17 protein-coding genes are annotated in these 17954 nt (G+C 70.1%); 10 read left to right on the top strand and 7 right to left on the bottom strand.

The features are described 5' to 3' along the window. Nucleotide 1 precedes the first annotated feature (1 nt). On the bottom strand, nt 2-634 hold the full coding sequence (locus OHA61_RS03440; protein WP_406301621.1) for a hypothetical protein: 633 nt from the start codon (nt 632-634) through the stop codon (nt 2-4). A gap of 193 nt (nt 635-827) precedes the next feature. Between OHA61_RS03440 and OHA61_RS03445 the strand changes: the two genes are divergently transcribed. The 6 genes from OHA61_RS03445 to OHA61_RS03470 all read left to right on the top strand — a co-directional run bounded on the left by OHA61_RS03445 (nt 828) and on the right by OHA61_RS03470 (nt 10082). Then, the gene (locus OHA61_RS03445) at nt 828-2174 is read left to right on the top strand and encodes an esterase-like activity of phytase family protein (RefSeq protein WP_406301622.1); all 1347 of its coding nucleotides are present in this window, start codon (nt 828-830) and stop codon (nt 2172-2174) included. A gap of 163 nt (nt 2175-2337) precedes the next feature. Beyond that, nucleotides 2338-3591, top strand: a complete 1254-nt coding sequence (locus OHA61_RS03450) for a GAF domain-containing protein (protein WP_406301623.1) — start codon at nt 2338-2340, stop codon at nt 3589-3591. A 187-nt stretch (nt 3592-3778) separates the two neighbouring features. Beyond that, complete coding sequence (locus tag OHA61_RS03455) at nt 3779-5248, top strand: aldehyde dehydrogenase family protein (RefSeq protein WP_406301624.1); 1470 nt, start codon at nt 3779-3781, stop codon at nt 5246-5248. After that, complete coding sequence (locus OHA61_RS03460) at nt 5245-6834, top strand: APC family permease (RefSeq protein ID WP_406301625.1); 1590 nt, start codon at nt 5245-5247, stop codon at nt 6832-6834. The genes OHA61_RS03455 and OHA61_RS03460 overlap by 4 nt, the downstream gene beginning before the upstream one ends. Nucleotides 6835-6907: 73 nt before the next feature. Continuing rightward, nucleotides 6908-8470, top strand: a complete 1563-nt coding sequence (locus tag OHA61_RS03465; RefSeq protein ID WP_406301626.1) for a GMC family oxidoreductase — start codon at nt 6908-6910, stop codon at nt 8468-8470. Nucleotides 8471-8558: 88 nt separating this feature from the next. Further along, a complete protein-coding gene (locus OHA61_RS03470; RefSeq protein WP_406301627.1) occupies nt 8559-10082 on the top strand; it encodes an aldehyde dehydrogenase family protein in 1524 nt (507 codons plus the stop codon). Between the two features lie 264 nt (nt 10083-10346). Here the strand turns inward: OHA61_RS03470 and OHA61_RS03475 are convergent, their stop codons facing one another. The 6 genes from OHA61_RS03475 to merB form a co-directional block, all read right to left on the bottom strand. Beyond that, on the bottom strand, nt 10347-11015 hold the full coding sequence (locus OHA61_RS03475; RefSeq protein WP_406301628.1) for a dihydrofolate reductase family protein: 669 nt from the start codon (nt 11013-11015) through the stop codon (nt 10347-10349). Next, nucleotides 11015-11521: an SRPBCC family protein gene (locus OHA61_RS03480; RefSeq protein WP_406301629.1), complete on the bottom strand. Its 507-nt coding sequence runs from the start codon at nt 11519-11521 to the stop codon at nt 11015-11017. Before OHA61_RS03480 ends, OHA61_RS03475 begins: the two co-directional genes overlap by 1 nt. Before the next feature lie 3 nt (nt 11522-11524). After that, nucleotides 11525-11866 (bottom strand): ArsR/SmtB family transcription factor, encoded by a 342-nt coding sequence (locus tag OHA61_RS03485; RefSeq protein ID WP_406301630.1) that lies wholly within the window; start codon nt 11864-11866, stop codon nt 11525-11527. A 148-nt stretch (nt 11867-12014) separates the two neighbouring features. Beyond that, nucleotides 12015-12470: a DUF6069 family protein gene (locus OHA61_RS03490; protein ID WP_406301631.1), complete on the bottom strand. Its 456-nt coding sequence runs from the start codon at nt 12468-12470 to the stop codon at nt 12015-12017. Nucleotides 12471-12547: 77 nt separating this feature from the next. After that, a complete protein-coding gene (locus OHA61_RS03495; protein ID WP_406301632.1) occupies nt 12548-13546 on the bottom strand; it encodes an RNA polymerase subunit sigma-70 in 999 nt (332 codons plus the stop codon). Nucleotides 13547-13770: 224 nt separating this feature from the next. After that, nucleotides 13771-14478 carry an organomercurial lyase gene (gene merB / locus OHA61_RS03500; RefSeq protein WP_406301633.1) on the bottom strand — a complete coding sequence of 236 codons (708 nt, stop codon included), beginning with the start codon at nt 14476-14478 and terminating at the stop codon, nt 13771-13773. A 476-nt stretch (nt 14479-14954) separates the two neighbouring features. Here merB and sbnA point away from each other — a divergent pair, with 476 nt between their 5' ends. From sbnA to OHA61_RS03520, 4 genes are read left to right on the top strand one after another with little or no spacing between them, the layout of a single operon-like run. Beyond that, the gene (sbnA, locus tag OHA61_RS03505) at nt 14955-15971 is read left to right on the top strand and encodes a 2,3-diaminopropionate biosynthesis protein SbnA (protein WP_406301634.1); all 1017 of its coding nucleotides are present in this window, start codon (nt 14955-14957) and stop codon (nt 15969-15971) included. Between the two features lie 38 nt (nt 15972-16009). Continuing rightward, nucleotides 16010-17005, top strand: coding sequence for a 2,3-diaminopropionate biosynthesis protein SbnB (gene sbnB, locus OHA61_RS03510; RefSeq protein ID WP_406307267.1), 996 nt, complete (start codon nt 16010-16012; stop codon nt 17003-17005). Between the two features lie 3 nt (nt 17006-17008). After that, nucleotides 17009-17218: an MbtH family protein gene (locus OHA61_RS03515; protein WP_389372679.1), complete on the top strand. Its 210-nt coding sequence runs from the start codon at nt 17009-17011 to the stop codon at nt 17216-17218. Next, entirely contained in the window at nt 17176-17952 is a 777-nt protein-coding gene (locus tag OHA61_RS03520; RefSeq protein WP_406301635.1) for a thioesterase II family protein, read from the top strand. The genes OHA61_RS03515 and OHA61_RS03520 overlap by 43 nt, the downstream gene beginning before the upstream one ends. The last annotated feature ends 2 nt before the right edge of the window (nt 17953-17954 follow it).

Consider the following 17954-nt stretch of genomic DNA (forward strand, 5'->3'; position numbering starts at 1 on the left):
CTCAACCGCGCGCCTGGCCTGCGAGCGCCTTCGCGATCTCTCCGGCCCGGTCGGCGCCAAGGCCGTTGGTGCCCTCACCGAAGCTGACGATCAGTGCGATGTCGCCGCCGCCCGCCACCGGGAGACGGACGGTGGCGACATTGCCGCCGGGCGTCACGACCGGTTCGCCCTCGGCGGCCTTGTCCGCCTTCTCCACGAAGGCGGACAGTGCGCTCACGCCCATCCCCGCGTCGCGCTGGATCCTCGGGGCCATCACACTCACGGCGAGGCCTTTCGCGACACCACTGGTGAAGATGTGCAGGTCCTCGAAGTTGATGCGGTAGGCACAGTCGAGCACGGCGCCGTCCGTCTTCCCCAGCACCGCGTCGGGGCTGTCCGCCCTCTCGCCCCATGCGTGGGGCCCGTTGCCGGGCACGCCCGCCCGGCCCGTGAGGCCCGCCGCCCTGGCCGCGGCGACGATGTCGTACGGCACCGGGCAGGCGTCGGCGCCCGCTCCCGCCTCGGCGGCCTGCTTTTTGACACCTGCGACGCTCAATGGCTTGGCGTCCTCGCCGCCGGGCCACTGTGAGCAGCCCGTCGGCAGCAGTGCGGCCCCGACGGCCGCCGCCAGTACGGCACGGTTCCGGATGTCCATCTCCCCACCCCGCTCTACGAGTTCGACTGCCCCGAGTTCAACTGCGTGATCCTATGCGCGGCCTGCGGAGACAGGACCGCGCCGCCCGCCATTCACCCCACGGATTCCGGGAGTTCGCAGGGATCTCGCAGTCTTACCCGCCGGGGCACCCGCCCCGGCTGCCGTACGAACGCTCGCCCCCTTGGGAGGACTCATGTCCCGTCGTGCCGTCAGGCGCACCACCGTCGCGGCCGCCGTGCCGCTCGCCGCGCTGACCGCGTTCGCGGTGGCCGGCACGGCCACCGGCGCGCAGGACGGGACCGGGCCGGCTACGGCCCGGGTCACCGGGACGGCGGTCCTCGCGGACATCCCGCTGGGCGACTTCAGCAACGCCCTGCTGCCCGGTTCGGTCGCCGACGAACGCGGGGTCGACCTCGGTGGGATCGGCAGCGACATCTTCCCGGCCGGCCGCAAGGGCGAGTTCTGGACGGTGACCGACCGCGGTCCCAACGGGCAGATCAAGGTGGACGGCAAGAAGCGCCGCACCTTCCCCGTCCCCGGCTTCGACCCGGCGATCGTCAAGATCCGCGTGTCCGGCGACCGCGTGCAGGTGCTCAAGGCGATCCCGATCACGACGCGCTCCGGCAAGCCGGTCACCGGGCTGCCGAACCAGGCTTCGCGCGACGAGGCCCCGTACACGTACGACGCGAAGACCCCGCTCTCGTACGACCCGAACGGTCTGGACACCGAGGGCATCGTGCGCTCGGCGGACGGCACCTTCTGGCTGGCCGACGAGTACGGCCCCTCGCTCGTCCATGTCTCGGCCCGCGGCAGAGTCCTCGCCCGTCATGTGCCCGAGGGGCTGAAGCTCACGGGCGCCGACTATCCGGTCGTGGAGTCACTGCCGGGCGTTCTGCTCAAGCGCAAGACCAACCGCGGCTTCGAGGGCCTGACCCAGCTGCCGGGCGGCGACCTGGTGCTCGCGGTGCAGAGCCCGCTGTCCCTGCCGGACACGGCCGCCGGCGACAAGTCCCGCAACGCGCGACTGCTGCGCTTCTCCCCCAGGAAGTGCGCCGTGACGGCGGAGTACGCCTATCGCTTCGACGCGGTGGACGTCGTCGACCCCGGCGAGGACGACCCCTCGGAGCTCAAGATCTCCTCGGTCGTGGCGATCGGCCGCGACACCCTGCTGGTGCAGGAGCGCACCGACAGGACGTCCCGGCTGCACCGGGTCACCCTGCCGCACGGCCCGGGCATCCTGGGCGGCACCTGGGACGACCCCGCCACCTCTCCCTCGTACGAGCAGATCGAGGACCCGTCGTCGGCGGGCGTCCCGGTGCTCCGCAAGAGCCTCGTGGCCGACTTCACCAAGGTCGCGGGCGTGCCGGGCAAGGTCGAAGGCGTCGCGCTGGTGGGCCGGGACACACTCGCGCTCGTCAACGACAACGACTTCGGCATGACCGACGGCCCGGAGGCCTTCGACGCACAGGGGCGCCTGGTGGACAGCGGCATCGAGACGACGGTGATGTACGTACGGCTGCCGAAGCCCCTGCACGGCTGAGGAGCCCAGCGGGCCGTATCAACTGTCGTTCGGACAACGGCAGTTGATACGACTCGCTCGCGCGGGGGAGGCACCGCCGCCGGTGGGCCGCTGCCGGGAGCGCACCTGCGGGAACGCTTGTCGGCTCCCGGCGCCTGGGCCACGATGGGCGCGGGAGGCCGAGTTGAGCGACGCATGGGTGGCCCTTGAGTCCGGCGCGGATCCGGCGGAGCGGATCGGCGTACTGCGGCGGGCGTACGACGCGTATGTGACGGCGGGGCGGGTCGAGCGGCCGGTGCGTTCCGTGGTGGCCGACTCCTGGCAGCGCTCGGCGCGGGCCCATGTCAGCCCGGACGGCACGGCGGGCGTCGAGCTGGACGCCGACGCGCTGACCGCGTACCGCGAAGGCCATCCGCTGGCCCGGGTGATGCCCGTGGTCAGGGAGCTGACGGGCGCCTACGCGCAGGACGGCGAGCACCTGGTCGCCGTCTGCGACGCGCACGGACGGCTGCTGTGGGTCGAAGGGCCGCCCGCCACCCGCGGCAAGGCGGGCCTGATGAACTTCGTGCCGGGTGCCCGCTGGGCCGAGGCGGTCGCCGGGACGAACGCCCCCGGCACCGCGATCACCGTCGACCGTCCCGTGCAGGTCTTCGCCGCCGAGCACTTCCGGCGGCCCGTCCAGGCCTGGACCTGCGCGGCCGCCCCGATCCACGATCCGGGCACCGGACGGCTGCTGGGCGCCGTGGACATCACCGGCGGGGACCGGCTGGCGCATCCGCACAGCCTCGCCTTCGTGGGCGCCGTGGCGCGGGCCGCCGAGTCACAGCTCGCGCTGCTCGCCCCGGCGCCGGCCACCGAACGTGTGCAGCTCTCCGCGCTGGGACGGGACGAGGCGCTGCTCGTGGTCGGCGGGCGCAAGCTGCGCCTCAGTCGTCGGCACAGCGAGATCCTGGTCCTGCTGGCCCATCGCCCCGAGGGCATCGGCGGCGACGAACTGCTGGTGGAGCTGTACGAGGACGAGTCGGTCACCCCGGTCACGCTGCGGGCCGAGCTGTCCCGGCTGCGCGGTCTGCTGGGCCCGGAACTGCTGCGCTCGCGCCCTTACCGGCTCGCGGTCCGCGTCGACGCCGACTTCGGCACGGTGACACGACGTCTCGCGTCGGGCGCGGTGACCGGGGCGCTGAGCGCGTACGCGGGTCCGCTGCTGCCCGCCTCGCAGGCGCCCGCGGTGGCGCGGCTGCGCCGGCGTCTGGAGGACCAGCTGCGGGCGGCGCTCGTCGCACGCGGCGATGCGGGGCTGCTGGCGGACTGGGCCTACAGCCCGTGGGGCGAGGACGATCTCGTGGTGTGGCGGGCTCTCGCCGGCGCACTCCCCCTGCCGCAGCGCGCCTCCGCGCTCGCGCGCGTACGTGAACTGGACGCCTGGCAGGGGTCCTGACCGCGGACGTCCGGCGCGCCACAGCCTTCATTCGAACATCTGGACAGCGTGCTTTCCCCACCGGATGACGGTTCCCGCACTGCGAACACGGGCCGATCTCCTTACTGTCAATGGATGGAGCACCACAGGGCATGTCCCGGCCGGGCCCGTGTCGGGTGCCTGCCCATGCGAAGCCGGAGGAGTCCCCATGCCGGAGCTGTTCATCGGCGGTAAGTGGACCGCCGCGGTGGACGGGCACGTACGTGAGATCCGCTGCCCCGCGGACGGCACCCTGGTCGCGACCGTGGACGAGGCCGGGCCGAAGGACGCCGCCGCAGCGATCGCCGCCGCCCGTGACGCCTTCGACCGCGGCCCGTGGCCCGCCACCCCGGCCGCCGAGCGAGGCAGGCTGCTGCTGCGCGTCGCCGACCTGCTGGAACGCGACAAGGACGCACTCGCCCGCGCCGAATCCCTGGACACCGGGAAGCGGCTGGTGGAGAGCGAGTACGACATCGACGACATCGCGGCCTGCTTCCGCTACTTCGGCAGCCTGACGGCCTCGGGCGGCAGCGACCGGATCGTCGACACGGGCAGTCCCGACGCGGACAGCCGGGTGGTGCACGAGCCGGTCGGCGTGTGCGCGCTGATCACTCCGTGGAACTATCCGCTGCTGCAGACCGCGTGGAAGGTCGCCCCGGCGCTCGGCGCGGGCAACACCTTCGTCCTCAAGCCCAGCGAACTGACCCCGCACACCGCCATCATCCTGATGCGCCTCCTGTCCGAGGCCGGGCTGCCTGACGGGGTGGCCAATCTGGTGCTCGGCGCGGGTCCCACCGCGGGCGCGCCGCTGAGCGAGGATCCGCGCGTCGATCTGGTGTCGTTCACCGGCGGTCTGCTGACGGGACGGCGCATCATGGCGGCCGCCGCGCCGACCGTGAAGAAGGTCGCCCTGGAGCTGGGCGGCAAGAACCCGAACATCGTCTTCGCGGACGCCGACTTCGACGCGGCGGTCGACTACGCGCTGATGGCGGTGTTCCTGCACTCCGGCCAGGTCTGCTCGGCCGGTGCCCGGCTGCTGGTCCAGGAGGAGTTGCACGACATGTTCGTCGACGCGGTGGTGGCGCAGGCGAGGCAGATCAGGCTCGGCGGCCCTTTCGACGAGAACGCCCGCACCGGGCCGCTGATCTCGGCCGCTCACCGGGACAAGGTCGAGGCGTACGTCGCCGCCGGGCTCGCCGAGGGCGCCGTGCTGCGCTGCGGCGGCGCACGGCCCGACGACCCGGCGCTGCGCGACGGCTTCTACTACCTGCCGACCGTGCTGGACGAGTGCACGCCGGGCATGTCGGTGGTGCGTGACGAGTCGTTCGGTCCGGTGCTCACGGTCGAGACCTTCCGCGACGAGGAGGAGGCGGTCGCGCTCGCCAACGACACGGTCTACGGGCTGGCAGGGGCGGTCTGGTCGCAGGACGTCGGCCGGGCGCACCGGGTGGCGTCCCGGATCCGCGCCGGAACCGTATGGATCAACGACTTCCATCCGTACGTCCCGCAGGCCGAGTGGGGCGGTATGAAACAGTCCGGCTTCGGACGTGAGCTGGGGCCCGCGGGACTCGCGGAGTACCAGGAGGCCAAGCACGTCTGGCGCAATCTCGCACCGCGCCCCCAGAGGTGGTTCGCATGACCGGCGGCACCGGCGGCGGGCCGGACCCGTCAAGTCCCCAGGACGTCCGTCTCGCCCAGGGCAAGCACGACGACGACGCGCTCGGCGCATTCGGCTACAAGCCGGAACTCAAACGCACCCTCGGCAACTTCCACACCTTCGCCGCCGGGATCAGCTACATCTCGATCCTGACAGGCACCTTCCAGCTCTTCTATTTCGGTGTCGCCTTCGGCGGCCCCGCGTACTGGTGGTCATGGCCGATGGTCTTCGTCGGCCAGCTGATGGTGGCGCTCTGCTTCTGCGAGCTCGCCGCCCGCTACCCGGTGGCCGGGTCCGTCTACAACTGGTCCAAGACCATGGGCGGCCCGCACGTCGGCTGGCTCGGCGGCTGGATGATGATGACGGCCACCATGGTGACGCTCTCCGCCGTGGCCCTCGCCTACCAGATCACGCTGCCGCAGATCGACGACTGGTTCCAGTTCGTCGGTGACGGCAGCGGCAAGACCGACGCCGCCGCCAACGCCGTACTGCTGGGCACGGTGCTCATCCTCTTCACCACCGTGGTGAACGCCTTCGGCGTCAAACTCATGGCCACCATCAACTCCACGGGCGTCTTCATCGAGCTGATCGCCGCCGTGGCTCTGATCATCTTCCTCGCGGCGCACATCACCCGCGGCCCCAGCACCGTCCTGACCGACACCTACGGGCTCGGGAGCGGCGACACCCTCGGCTACTTCGGCGCGTTCCTCACCGCGTCACTGGCATCGGCGTATGTGATGTACGGCTTCGACACGGCATCCTCGCTCGGCGAGGAGTCGCACGACCCGAGCCGCAACGCGCCGCGCGCCATCCTGCGCGCCCTGATCGCGTCCTTCATCATCGGCGGGCTGATTCTGCTCTTCGCGCTGATGGCCGTGCCCAATCTCGCCGCGGAGCAGCTGGGTACGGAAGGACTGCAGTACGTGGTCCTGGAGACCCTCGGCTCGACGATCGGCGAGATCTTCCTGTGGTGCGTCGTCGTCGCGATCACCGTCTGTGCCCTGGCCGTACAAGCCGCAGGCATCCGGCTGATGTTCGCGATGGCACGCGACAACAACCTGCCCGCGGGCTCGCTGCTCGCACGGGTCAGCCCGCGCTTCAAGACGCCTGTCGTGCCCGCCGTGGTGATCGGCGTGGTGGGGGTGGTCATCCTGGTCATCAACATCAACCAGCCGCAGATCTTCTCGGTGATCACGAGCATCGCGGTCATCATGATCTATCTGGCCTATCTGATGGTCACGCTCCCCATGCTGGTGCGGCGGCTGCGCGGCAGGTGGCAGCCGGCCGAGGGGAGGTTCTCGCTCGGGCGGTTCGGACTGCCCGTCAACATCCTGGCCGTGGTGTGGGGCCTGGCCATGTCCATCAACCTCGCCTGGCCGCGTGCCGATGTCTACAACGCCACCGGTCCCCAGCACTGGTATCTGCGCTGGGGCGCGTTCCTTTTCATCGGTGTGGTCGCGCTCGGCGGCTTCGCCTACTACTGGTTCGTGCAGCGCCACCGTACGGGCGTACTCGCCGAGCACCGCGCCGTCGCGGCGGACGAGCCGCCGGCCACCGCCACCCCCTGACGTCCCGACCTGACGTCCCGACCTGACGTCCCGACCCGGTTTCCCGACCCGGTTTCCCGACACTGGAGCTGCGATGGCCTCACAGAGCCCCGCCGGCGAGTTCGACTACGTGGTGGTCGGCGGCGGCACGGCCGGCGCCGTGGTCGCCGCGCGGCTGAGCGAGGACCCGGAGTCGAGTGTCTGCGTGATCGAGGCCGGGCCCAGTGACATCGGCGACGACAACATCCTCAGACTCGACCGGTGGATGGCCCTGCTGGAGTCGGGATACGACTGGGACTATCCCGTGGAGCCGCAGGAGAACGGCAACAGCTTCCTGCGGCACGCCCGCGCGAAGGTGCTCGGCGGCTGCTCCTCGCACAACTCCTGCATCGCCTTCTGGGCTCCGGCGGAGGACCTGGACGAGTGGGGCGCGATGGGGTGCACGGGCTGGAGCGCCAAGGACTGCTATCCGCTCTACCAGCGTCTGGAATCCAATGACGCGCCCGGCGAGCACCACGGCCGGACGGGCCCGGTCACCATCCGCACCGTACCGCCGAACGACCCCTGCGGCAGAGCCCTGCTCGCGGCCTGCGAGGCGGCGGGCATCCCCACCACGCCGTTCAACACCGGCACCACGGTGGTACGCGGCGCGAACTGGTTCCAGATCAACGCCCGCCCCGACGGCACCCGTTCGTCCGCGTCGGTGTCCTATCTCCACCCCGTTCTCGGCACGCGGCCCAACCTCGAAGTACGCACCGGGCTGCAGGCCAGGCGGCTGCTCTTCGGCGACCAAGGACGCTGCACCGGCGTCGAGTACCTGGAACCCGACACCATCCACAGCGGGTCGGTCACGGCCCGCCGCGAGGTCATCATCTGCTGCGGGGCCGTCGACTCGCCCAAGCTGCTAATGCTGTCGGGCATCGGACCCGCCGGGCATCTGCGCGACTGCGGCGTCGACGTACGGGTCGACTCCCCCGGTGTCGGCTCCCATCTCCAGGACCACCCCGAGGGCGTGATCATGTGGGAGGCGAAGCAGCCCATGGTCACCTCGTCGACGCAGTGGTGGGAGATCGGCATCCTCGCCGACACCGAGCCCGGCCTGGACCGGCCGGACCTGATGCTCCACTACGGTTCGGTGCCCTTCGACATGAACACCTACCGGCGCGGCTATCCGACCTCCGACAACGCCTTGTGCCTCACACCGAATGTCACCCGCGCCCGGTCCACGGGCACGGTCCGGCTGCGCACCCGCGACTTCCGGGACAAGCCGAAGGTCGACCCGCGCTACTTCACGCACGAGCACGACATCCGGGTGATGACCTACGGCCTGCGGCTCGCCCGCGAGATCGCCGCCCAGGCCCCGCTGGCCGAGTGGGCCGGCACGGAACTCGCGCCGGGGCCCTCGCTGGTGAGCGACGACGAGTTGTTCTCGTACATCCGCGAGACCCACAACACGGTCTACCACCCGGCGGGCACGGTGCGGATGGGCGCGGCGGACGACGCCCAATCGCCGCTCGATCCTCAGCTGCGGGTCAAGGGAGTCACCGGGCTGCGCGTGGCCGACGCGTCGGTGATGCCGTTCCTGCCCGCGGTCAATCCGTGCATCACAACCATGATGATCGGCGAGAAGTGCGCAGACATGATCAAGTCGGGCTGAGTGCAACGTCGTCGCAACCTCCCGGTCCCTAGCCTCGCGGCGAGCGCCGTCCAAAGGCGGGCGGCACCCTCACCGGGAGGCCTTGGAGATGACCCGATACGCAGCGCCGGGCAGCGACGGCGCGATCGTCTCGTACCAGTCCCGCTACGACCACTGGATCGGCGGCGAGTACGTCGCACCGGCCCGCGGCCAGTACTTCGAGAACCCGAGCCCGGTCAACGGCCGCCCCTTCACCGAGATCGCGCGCGGCACCGCCGAGGACATCGAACGCGCCCTGGACGCGGCGCACGCGGCGGCCCCCGCCTGGGGCCGGACGTCGGCGGGCGACCGCTCGGCCGTCCTGCTGAAGATCGCCGACCGGATGGAGGCTCATCTGGAGGAACTGGCGGTCGCCGAAAGCTGGGAGAACGGCAAGCCGGTCCGCGAGACCCTGGCCGCCGACATCCCGCTCGCCATCGACCACTTCCGCTACTTCGCGGGCGCGCTGCGCGCCCAGGAAGGCTCGCTCAGCGAGGTCGACGACGACACGATCGCGTACCACTTCCACGAGCCGCTGGGCGTGGTCGGCCAGATCATTCCCTGGAACTTCCCGATCCTGATGGCGGTGTGGAAGCTGGCGCCCGCACTGGCGGCGGGCAACGCGGTGGTGCTCAAACCCGCCGAACAGACCCCGGCCTCCATCCACTTCTGGCTGAGCCTGGTGGCCGATCTGCTGCCGCCGGGAGTCGTCAACATCGTCAACGGCTTCGGAGTGGAGGCGGGCAAGCCGCTCGCCTCCAGCCCACGCGTGGCGAAGATCGCGTTCACCGGCGAGACCACGACGGGGCGGCTGATCATGCAGTACGCCTCCGAGAACATCAGGCCGGTCACCCTGGAGCTCGGCGGCAAGTCGCCGAACATCTTCTTCGACGACGTCTGGGCGGCCGACGACGACTTCCGCGACAAGGCGCTCGAAGGCTTCACCATGTTCGCCCTCAACCAGGGCGAAGTGTGCACGTGCCCGTCGCGGGCGCTGATCCAGCGGGGCCACTACGGCGAATTCCTGGAGGCGGGCATCGCCCGCACGGAGAAGATCGCGCCGGGCCACCCCCTGGACACCGACACAATGATCGGCGCGCAGGCGTCCAACGACCAGCTCGAGAAGATCCTTTCGTATCTGGACATCGGCCAGCAGGAGGGCGCGAAGATCCTGACGGGCGGTCAGCGCATCGAGCACGACGGCGAGTTGGCCGGAGGCTACTACGTCCAGCCCACGATCTTCGAGGGCGACAACCGCATGCGGGTCTTCCAGGAGGAGATCTTCGGCCCGGTCGTCGCCGTCACATCCTTCTCGGACTTCGACGACGCGATCAAAACGGCGAACGACACGCTGTACGGGCTCGGCGCGGGCGTCTGGACGCGTGACATCAACACGGCCTACCGAGCGGGCCGGGCCATCCAGGCGGGCCGGGTCTGGACGAACTGCTACCACGCATATCCGGCGCATGCGGCGTTCGGCGGCTACAAGCAGTCGGGGATCGGCCGCGAGAACCACAAGATGATGCTGGAGCACTACCAGCAGACGAAGAACCTGCTGGTGTCGTACTCCCCGAAGAAGCTGGGCTTCTTCTAGACGCACGAGAAGGGCGTCTGACCTGGCCTCATGCCCTCGGACGCCCTTCGTGTCACTCACTCACGCCGCCGTGGCGAAGCTCGTAGAGCCGCTTCGCCGGCATGACGGCGTGCTCGCCGAGGGTGAGCGCCTCCTCGCGGGCTCGCGCCCACAGCTTGCCGTCCCGCCTGTCGGCAGGCCGCCCATCGGGTCAGCATCCGGATGCCGTCGCGGAGCGAGCCGTGACGACGAAGCCGCGAGGGGCCGGCCGCGGGGCCGGCGCGGCTACCGTGGGTGCACGGCGTAGGTCAGGTGCGTCACCCGCGACGACGGCTCCGAACGGATCGGCTCCAGCGCGACCCTGGAAGCGTCCACGCCGTCGAATAGGCGGGTACCGGCGCCGAAAAGCACCGGTGACAGCGTGATCGAGAACTCGTCGACCAGGCCGGCGTTCAGGTACTCCAGGATCGTCGCACCGCCGCCGGCGATGCGGACGTCGCGGTCGCCGGCGGCCTCGCGGGCCTGGTCGAGGGCGTTCTCGATGCCGTCGTCGACGAAGTGGAACGTGGTGCCGCCGGGCCGCTCCCACGGGTCACGCTTGGTGTGCGTCACGACGAAGACCGGGGTGTGGAAGGGCGCCTCCTGCGGCCATGACTGCTCGCCGAGGTCGAACATGCGCCTGCCCATGACGCTCGCGCCGGTGCGCTCGAACGTCTCCCGCACTACGTCGTTGTCGCGGCCCTCCTCGCCGCCCTCGCCCAGCTTCAGGTTCTCCCGGATGAACCGCAGCGGGAACAGCCACTGCTGCAGCTCCGCCCACTGCGCCATCCAGCGCTGAACGTCCGGGTCGTCCTGCTTGTCGGGCGCGAAGAGCTCGTCTTCAACGGGCACGGACTCGGGCGCGATGAAGCCGTCCAGCGACATCGTCACGCTGAAGAACACCTTCCCCGCCATCAGCCCTCCGCCCCCTTCCGCGCGAGGTCGGTGACATAGTCCGCCAGGCTGCTCAGGGTCTGCCGGCCGCCCTCGATCGCGTGGTACTTCACGACCGCCTCGTCGCGCAGTTCCTTGGTGGGGAACACCGTGCGCATCACGATCCGGGTCGCCGCGCCGTCCGGCGCGAAGGTCAGGACCGACTCGAAGGCGTTCGGGTCGTCGCGGGACTCACCGTGCAGCAGCGCGATCCGCTCCGGCGGGGCGATCCGCAGCCAGCGGATCCACTCGGGGTAGTCGGTCCCGTCCGGCCCGTGCAGCACGAAGTCCCACACCCCGCCCTCGCGGAACTCGAAGGACCGCGTGGTGGTGGTGAACCCGTCCGGACCCCACCACCGCGACAGGTGCCGGACCTCGGTGAACGCCTCGAACAGCAGCTCCCGCGGGGCGTCGATGACCCGGGAGATCACGATCTCCCGGTCGGCCGTCGCCGGCTCCGCCCGCGATTCCTGCCTTGCCCCTGCCATCGGTCATTCCTCCTGCCGTGTCTGCTTGAGGTCCAGCACGTAGGTGTCCAGCCGGTCGAAACTCTCGTTCCAGAACCGCTCGAATCCGCCGACCCACTCGTGGACCGGCCGCAGCCCGCGGGCGTCCAGGCCGTAGAGGCGCTGCTTGCCCGCCCCACGGACCCGCACCAGCCCCACCTCCCGGAGCACCCGCAGGTGCTTGGACGCCCCCGGCTGGCTCATGCCCAGCTCCTGGGCCACGTCGGTCACCGGCCGCTCACCCGCCCGCAGCAGCGCCAGGATGTCCCGGCGCTGCGGCTCGGCGATCGCGTTGAACGCGTCCGACGTCGTCGCTGCTCGTGCCATGACAGCCATCATATTCCCATATCGGAATACGTCAAGCCGTTGGGAATCGGGCGAGGTTGGATGAAGATCGCAAACAGCGCTCCCTGCCCCGCCGGGTACGGCGTGGCCGCCTCCCGCAGGCGTATCTGCGCGCGATGGCGGGGGATCGTCAATCGGTCCGGGTGCGGAGGCTCCGCGCCAGGGTGGGGATCATCACCGTCGCAGCGACGAGGTGTAGTCCGAGGAGGGCGGTGGTGGTGGCGGTGTCTGCCCCGGAGAGGAGAGGCGGGACCAACGAGATCGCGGTCAGCGACACTGCCGTCCATACGAATCGCTTGGCGGGGCGAGCGCTCCAACGGAGAAGGGCGACGGCAATGACGATTCCCACGACCGAGAAGAAGCCGGTCACCACGGCGAACCCGGACAACGGGATCGTCTCGCCACCGTCGGGGACCTCGAAGTCGACGCCAACGGCCTGGGCAAGCGCAGCGGCGAGGGTGGTGGCCACGATCGCTGCGAGCGTGGCAATGAAGCCGGTGCCGGCGAGCCTGCGGAGCCGGTGGGTGTGGCTGGTCTTGTCCGATGCCGGACCTGCGACGATCCCGGTGCCATTCATGCTGTTCATGTCGTTCCTCCATCATTCGCCAACTGGCGTACGGGTGTGGTGACTGGCATGCGAAAGTCCTGGCCTTGGGACCGGGACTACTCCGTGCCGTCCGCCGGCAGGCGCTCCGGCAGCCCGAGCCGCGGGAACTGGTCGTCGTGGAATGTGACGATCTCGGTGATCGCCCCGCCGGTGATGCGCAGGACGTCGATCGTCAGCGGCAGGTACGCGTCCTCCTGCTTCCGCCAGAGGTAGAAGGCGACGGCGGGCTGCCGGTTGACCGAGGTCAGGACACAGCGCAGTCGCCCCAGGTCCTCGAAGCCGCTCTCGACCCAGTCGTTCACCACCGCGTCGCGGCCGACGTACAGGCCCGGCGTGGGCGGCATCGAGCAGCGGACGTCGTCCCGCAGCAGTGCGGCGATCCCGTCGACGTCCGTGGCCACGCTCGCGTCGGTATAGCGGCGCACCAGCTCGCGCGTCCCTGCGTCCTGTTCGCCGCCGGTCCAGTCCTGCCGCTCGGCGGGCAGGTGCTCCCGCATGCCGGCGCGGGCCCGCTGCAGCGCGCTGTTCACGGAGTTGACGGAGTCCCCCAGGAGCTCTGCGACATCCTTCGCCGGCCAGCCGACCACGTCCCGCAGGATCAGCACGGCCCGCGGGCGCGGCGCGAGGTGCTGGACCGCGACCAGATACGCCAGCTCGATCGTCTCCCGCGCGACGGCGACGGTCTCCGGCTCGTCCGCGTCTCCCGCGGGCAGCTCGTCGAGCAGCCGGTCCGGGTAGGGCTGCAGCCACAGCACCTCGCCGCCGGTCGCGGGCTCCGGGCGGCGCTTGGCGAGCAGGTCCAGACAGGCGTTGGTGGCGATCCGGTACAGCCAGGCCCGGAACGTCGACCGCCCCTCGAAGGTCTCCCGCCGCCGCCAGGCACGGAGGAACGTCTCCTGCACGGTGTCCTCGGCGTCCTCGAACGACCCGAGCATCCGGTAGCAGTGCACGTGCAGCTCCCGCCGGTGCCGCTCCACCAGCCCCGAGAACGCCGGCTCGTCGACCTCGCCCAGACCGCTCCCGCCCAGCTCCTCCAGCCGCGTGTCCGCACTCATCACGTCATCCTTCCGTCTCGTCGTGTCCCGTCGTAGGTATGACGGGTGCGGGCGCGACAACTCATCACCAGGGTCGGTCGGCATGGCTGAGCGTTTTCATCCTTGGTAGAGACCGAGGCTGCGCTGCGGCACGGCACCTGCGCCAGCACTTCATCACCGTTGGCTACCGCCGGCCCGCCGTCACCAGGCTGGTGAACCGCTGGGCTCACGGGAGGAGCCAGACCTCAGTCAGGCAGCCCCCAGAAAGCGCCGTGCAGGTCCACCTCCGCGAAGTAGGCGGAGGCGGTGGCGGGGTCGCGGCGCGTGTAGCCCGGCTCCAGGCGTCCGGTGTACCAATCACTGGCGAAGCGCCACAGGGTCGCCAGATCCATGACGTAGCCACGCTCCTGGCCCGTCTGCTGCAGCCAGGTGTCGACGCAGTCGGTGGAGCAGAACATGCGCTGGTTGGCGCAGGTGTGCACGACGTTGTCCCAGGCCCGGTGCATGGGGGTGAGGAAGTGGGCCACCTGGTCGCCCTTCGGGGGTGCCTCTCGGCCGACCACCCAGGCGTGCGGGTTGTCGCAGGCCGGGCAGCGGGTGGCGACCAGGACGTCGGGTTCGTCCTGGAGCAGGTGGGGCATGGCGAACGAGTCCCAGGCGCAACCGCCCCACCACAGTGTGTGTGCGCCCATGACGGAGAAGCCGAGCGGCACGGACGCGAAGGGGTGGGCCATCACGACCTGGTCGTTGTCCTGCGGGTCCAGGACCACATCATGATGTGAGTGAAGGGTGCGCAGTTCTTGACGCACCTGGTCGGGGGCGATTCCGGTGAGGGCGGCGATTTCCGGCACGCTCGGAGCATGTCCGGTACGCGCGAATCCGTGGTAAACCGCCAGGCGGACCTTCTCCGTCCCGTCGAGGCTCGTCGGTGCTGCTGAGACGTTATCGGTCATTCCTGTCGTTCCTTCACTGGTTGAGGCGCTGGTGTCCAGCATGCTCCTTGGAAGCGCGCGGGGGCTTGAACGCTCGTGCGGCACAATGGGGACATGACGTCTGCTGGGGAAGGCGCCGCATAATTCACGGTCCGACCCTGGGGACGGTGAATTCCACGCTGTCGCAGACACATCGCCAATGCCTGCCGGAGCACGCGGTCACACTGCGGGAGGCGCCGAGCTCGGCCAGGCGTCCGGAGGGCCGTGGCAGTTCCTTCCGCGAGTGGGTCGCCACCCCAAAGGCACCTGCCCACACCTCGGCACGATGCGCAGGAGTCCGCGCCACTCCGTCCAGGCTGGGACCTGGTCGCACCCCTGCTGCGTGCGCACCGGGCGGCCGGACCGGGTCTGCGGCTGCTTTCCCCACCAAGCCTTTGTCGCATCGCACTTGAGTCGTGGTTGAGCCGCCTCGACCGACCTCGTGCCACACTCGCCGCATGCTCCACAGGCGTGCTGATCAATCTCTGATCGAACGGACAAGGCAAATTCGCCAGGGTCTTATGGGAACCCCGCTGATTCCCCTGGAGGACGAGCAGTGCGACATCGTCGCCAAGCTGGAATTCTGCAATCCCACTGGAAGCAGCAAAGACCGTTCGGCACTGTGGATTCTGGAACAGGCAATCGGTCGCGGGGAGATAGTGCACGACACCACGGTGGTCGAGTCGTCGTCCGGCAACTTCGCGCTGGCCCTGGCTTTCTACTGCCGAATGCTCGGCATCTCGTTCGTCCCGGTCATCGATCCGAACTGCAACGAGGCCACCGAAGCCCAACTCCGGCTACTGTGCGAGCGGGTGGAGAAAGTATCCATCCGTGATGGGACGGGCAGCTACCTGAAGAATCGGCTGTCCCGGGTGCAGGAACTGCTGGTTGAACTCGACTCGGCCTATTGGCCCAACCAGTACGCCAATCCGGATGCCCGCGACGCGCATTACCGCTTCACCGCAGGCGAGTTGATCGCGCAGGCCGGCCCGCTCGACTACCTCTTCGTCGGCGTGGGAACGGGCGGCACAATCGCCGGGCTCTCCCATCGGATCAAGGAAACGTACCCGGGCTGCGTGGTCGTCGCTGTCGACACCGAGGGCTCGGTGATCTTCGGAGGCCCGCCGAAGAAGCGGCGGATCCCCGGCATCGGCTCCAGCATCGTGCCGCCGCTGTGCGATCAGGCGCTGATCGACGAGGTGGAGATCGTCTCCGAGGTGCGTGCCGTCGACGCCTGCGGCGCCCTGGCCGCCAAGTACGGCTTGTACGCGGGCGGTTCGACCGGCAGCACCTATGCCGCCGTCCAGGACTACTTCGCTCGTCACCGTCCCGGCGCACACCGTCCCCGGGTCGCCTTCATCGCCGCCGACCGCGGCCATGCCTACGCCCAGACCGTCTACGACCCCACGTGGTTCCAGCAGCTGCGCGCGGAAGCGGTAGAGCCCGCCCGCGTCGAGACTCTGGCCGTCAACTGAAGGAGAACCACCCCGTGTCCACCCTGGCCCCACCGCCCATGACCGTGATCGGTGCGGGCGACGTCGCCGCCGAGACGGACCGTCACCGTCCGGAGCTCATCGAGGTCGTGCGTGCCGCCTACCTCGCGCACGACGCCGGACAGAGCTCGAACCCACACAGCTCGTTCCTGCGCTTCCCGCACCAGAACCGGTCGCGCATCATCTCCCTGCCCGCCTATCTGGGCGGCGAGTTCGAGGTCGCCGGCAACAAGTGGATCGCCAGCTTTCCGGACAACACACAGCACGGAATCCCCCGCGCCTCGGCCACACTGATCCTCAACGACTGCGTCACCGGCTACCCGTTCGCCTGCATGGAGTCCTCGATCGTCTCGGCGACGCGGACCGCGGCCTCCGCGGTGCTCGGCGCGCAGACGCTGCTCGGCGAGCGCCGTGCCCGCCGAGTCGGCATCGTGGGCACAGGTCTGATCGCCCAGCACGTATGGCGGTTCCTGCGTGATCTCGACTGGGAGATCGACGGCTTCCGGCTCTTCGACCTCGACCCGGCGGCGGCGGGCCGCTTCAGCGCCGCCATGGCCGAGCACACCGAGGCCGAGATCGTGGTCGCGGACACGGTGGAGGACGCGTTCACCGACTGCGACCTGGTGGTGCTGACCACAGTGGCCGGCGAACCGCACCTGCACGACCCCCAGCTGCTGGCGCACAACCCGGTGGTACTGCACCTGTCCCTGCGCGACCTCGCCCCCGAGATGATCCTCGCCGCCCAGAACTTCACCGACGACGTCGACCACGCCGTACGCGAGCGCACTTCGCTGCACCTGACCGAACAGCGCACCGGCAACCGGGACTTCATCGACGGCACCCTCGGCGACCTGCTGCGCGGGCGGCTGCACCGGCACCACGGACGCCCGGCGATCTTCTCTCCGTTCGGACTCGGTGTACTCGACCTCGCCGTCGGCAAGTGGGTGCACGACCGGGTCGTCGCGGCGGGCCGGGGCCGCCGCGAGAGCGACTTCTTCACCGGGGTGGGGGTCTGACGCATGAGCACCTCACCCGCCCCTCGCCCCGCCGGGGACCGGTACGTCGTCGTGGTGAACCACGAGGAGCAGTACTCGGTCTGGTTCGCCGACCGTGCCCTGCCCGCCGGCTGGACCGCCACCGGCGCGCAGGGCACCCGCCAGGAGTGCCTGGACCACATCGAGCAGGTGTGGACCGACCTGACCCCGCGCTCCGTGCGAGCATCTCGATGACGGCCGCCGCCCTCGCCCAGGTCTGGCTGCGCGGGCTCGGCACCCGCGAACTCACCGCGCGGCGGCGCCTGTTCGTCTTCCCGCACGCAGGAGCAGGCGCCTCCGCCTACCGGCTGGCGGCGTACCTGCCGGACACCGTCGAAGTCTGCACGGTCCAGTTGCCCGGCCGGGAGAACCGGTTCGCCGAACCGGCCCTGACGTCCCTGGACGACGCCGTGGCCGCGCTCGCGCCGCTCATCGCGGACCACACGGACCTGCCGTACGCCTTCTTCGGGCACAGCATGGGCTCCCTGATCGCCTTCGAGACGGCCCGGCGGCTACGTGCACTCGGCAGGCGCCTGCCCGACCGCCTGTTCCTGTCGGGCATGCGCGCCCCCGGCTTGCCGGACCGCGACTCGCGGCACACACTGCCGGACGACAAGCTGCTCGCCACAGCCGAATTCGACGGCGTGGATGCCGAGTTGCAGGAGCTGCTGCTGCCGCTGCTGCGCGCGGACCTGACGCTGTGCGAGACGTACACGCACCGGGCCGAGGCACCCCTGCCCTGCCCCCTGACCGTTCTGGCCGGCGCGTACGACGACAGCGTCGACGGGTCTGAGCTCGCCGACTGGCACAAGCACACCTCCGCCAACTTCGAACTGCACCTGTTCCCGGGTGCCCCCCACCTGTATGTGCGCGGCGCGGAACGACAGCTGGCAGAGACGATCATGCGCACCTTCCCCGCACGGGGCTGAGA

Source organism: Streptomyces sp. NBC_00885 (assembly GCF_045207475.1).
Taxonomy (GTDB): domain Bacteria; phylum Actinomycetota; class Actinomycetes; order Streptomycetales; family Streptomycetaceae; genus Streptomyces.

What these genes read in the sequence shown, in the direction of transcription:
- OHA61_RS03440 (WP_406301621.1), bottom strand. Translation starts at nt 634, where the DNA reads ATGGACATCCGGAACCGTGCCGTACTGGCGGCGGCCGTCGGGGCCGCA.
- OHA61_RS03445 (WP_406301622.1), top strand. Translation starts at nt 828, where the DNA reads ATGTCCCGTCGTGCCGTCAGGCGCACCACCGTCGCGGCCGCCGTGCCG.
- OHA61_RS03455 (WP_406301624.1), top strand. Translation starts at nt 3,779, where the DNA reads ATGCCGGAGCTGTTCATCGGCGGTAAGTGGACCGCCGCGGTGGACGGG.
- OHA61_RS03460 (WP_406301625.1), top strand. Translation starts at nt 5,245, where the DNA reads ATGACCGGCGGCACCGGCGGCGGGCCGGACCCGTCAAGTCCCCAGGAC.
- OHA61_RS03465 (WP_406301626.1), top strand. Translation starts at nt 6,908, where the DNA reads ATGGCCTCACAGAGCCCCGCCGGCGAGTTCGACTACGTGGTGGTCGGC.
- OHA61_RS03470 (WP_406301627.1), top strand. Translation starts at nt 8,559, where the DNA reads ATGACCCGATACGCAGCGCCGGGCAGCGACGGCGCGATCGTCTCGTAC.
- OHA61_RS03475 (WP_406301628.1), bottom strand. Translation starts at nt 11,015, where the DNA reads ATGGCGGGGAAGGTGTTCTTCAGCGTGACGATGTCGCTGGACGGCTTC.
- OHA61_RS03480 (WP_406301629.1), bottom strand. Translation starts at nt 11,521, where the DNA reads ATGGCAGGGGCAAGGCAGGAATCGCGGGCGGAGCCGGCGACGGCCGAC.
- OHA61_RS03485 (WP_406301630.1), bottom strand. Translation starts at nt 11,866, where the DNA reads ATGGCACGAGCAGCGACGACGTCGGACGCGTTCAACGCGATCGCCGAG.
- OHA61_RS03490 (WP_406301631.1), bottom strand. Translation starts at nt 12,470, where the DNA reads ATGAACAGCATGAATGGCACCGGGATCGTCGCAGGTCCGGCATCGGAC.
- OHA61_RS03495 (WP_406301632.1), bottom strand. Translation starts at nt 13,546, where the DNA reads ATGAGTGCGGACACGCGGCTGGAGGAGCTGGGCGGGAGCGGTCTGGGC.
- merB (WP_406301633.1), bottom strand. Translation starts at nt 14,478, where the DNA reads ATGACCGATAACGTCTCAGCAGCACCGACGAGCCTCGACGGGACGGAG.
- sbnA (WP_406301634.1), top strand. Translation starts at nt 14,955, where the DNA reads ATGCTCCACAGGCGTGCTGATCAATCTCTGATCGAACGGACAAGGCAA.
- sbnB (WP_406307267.1), top strand. Translation starts at nt 16,010, where the DNA reads ATGACCGTGATCGGTGCGGGCGACGTCGCCGCCGAGACGGACCGTCAC.
- OHA61_RS03515 (WP_389372679.1), top strand. Translation starts at nt 17,009, where the DNA reads ATGAGCACCTCACCCGCCCCTCGCCCCGCCGGGGACCGGTACGTCGTC.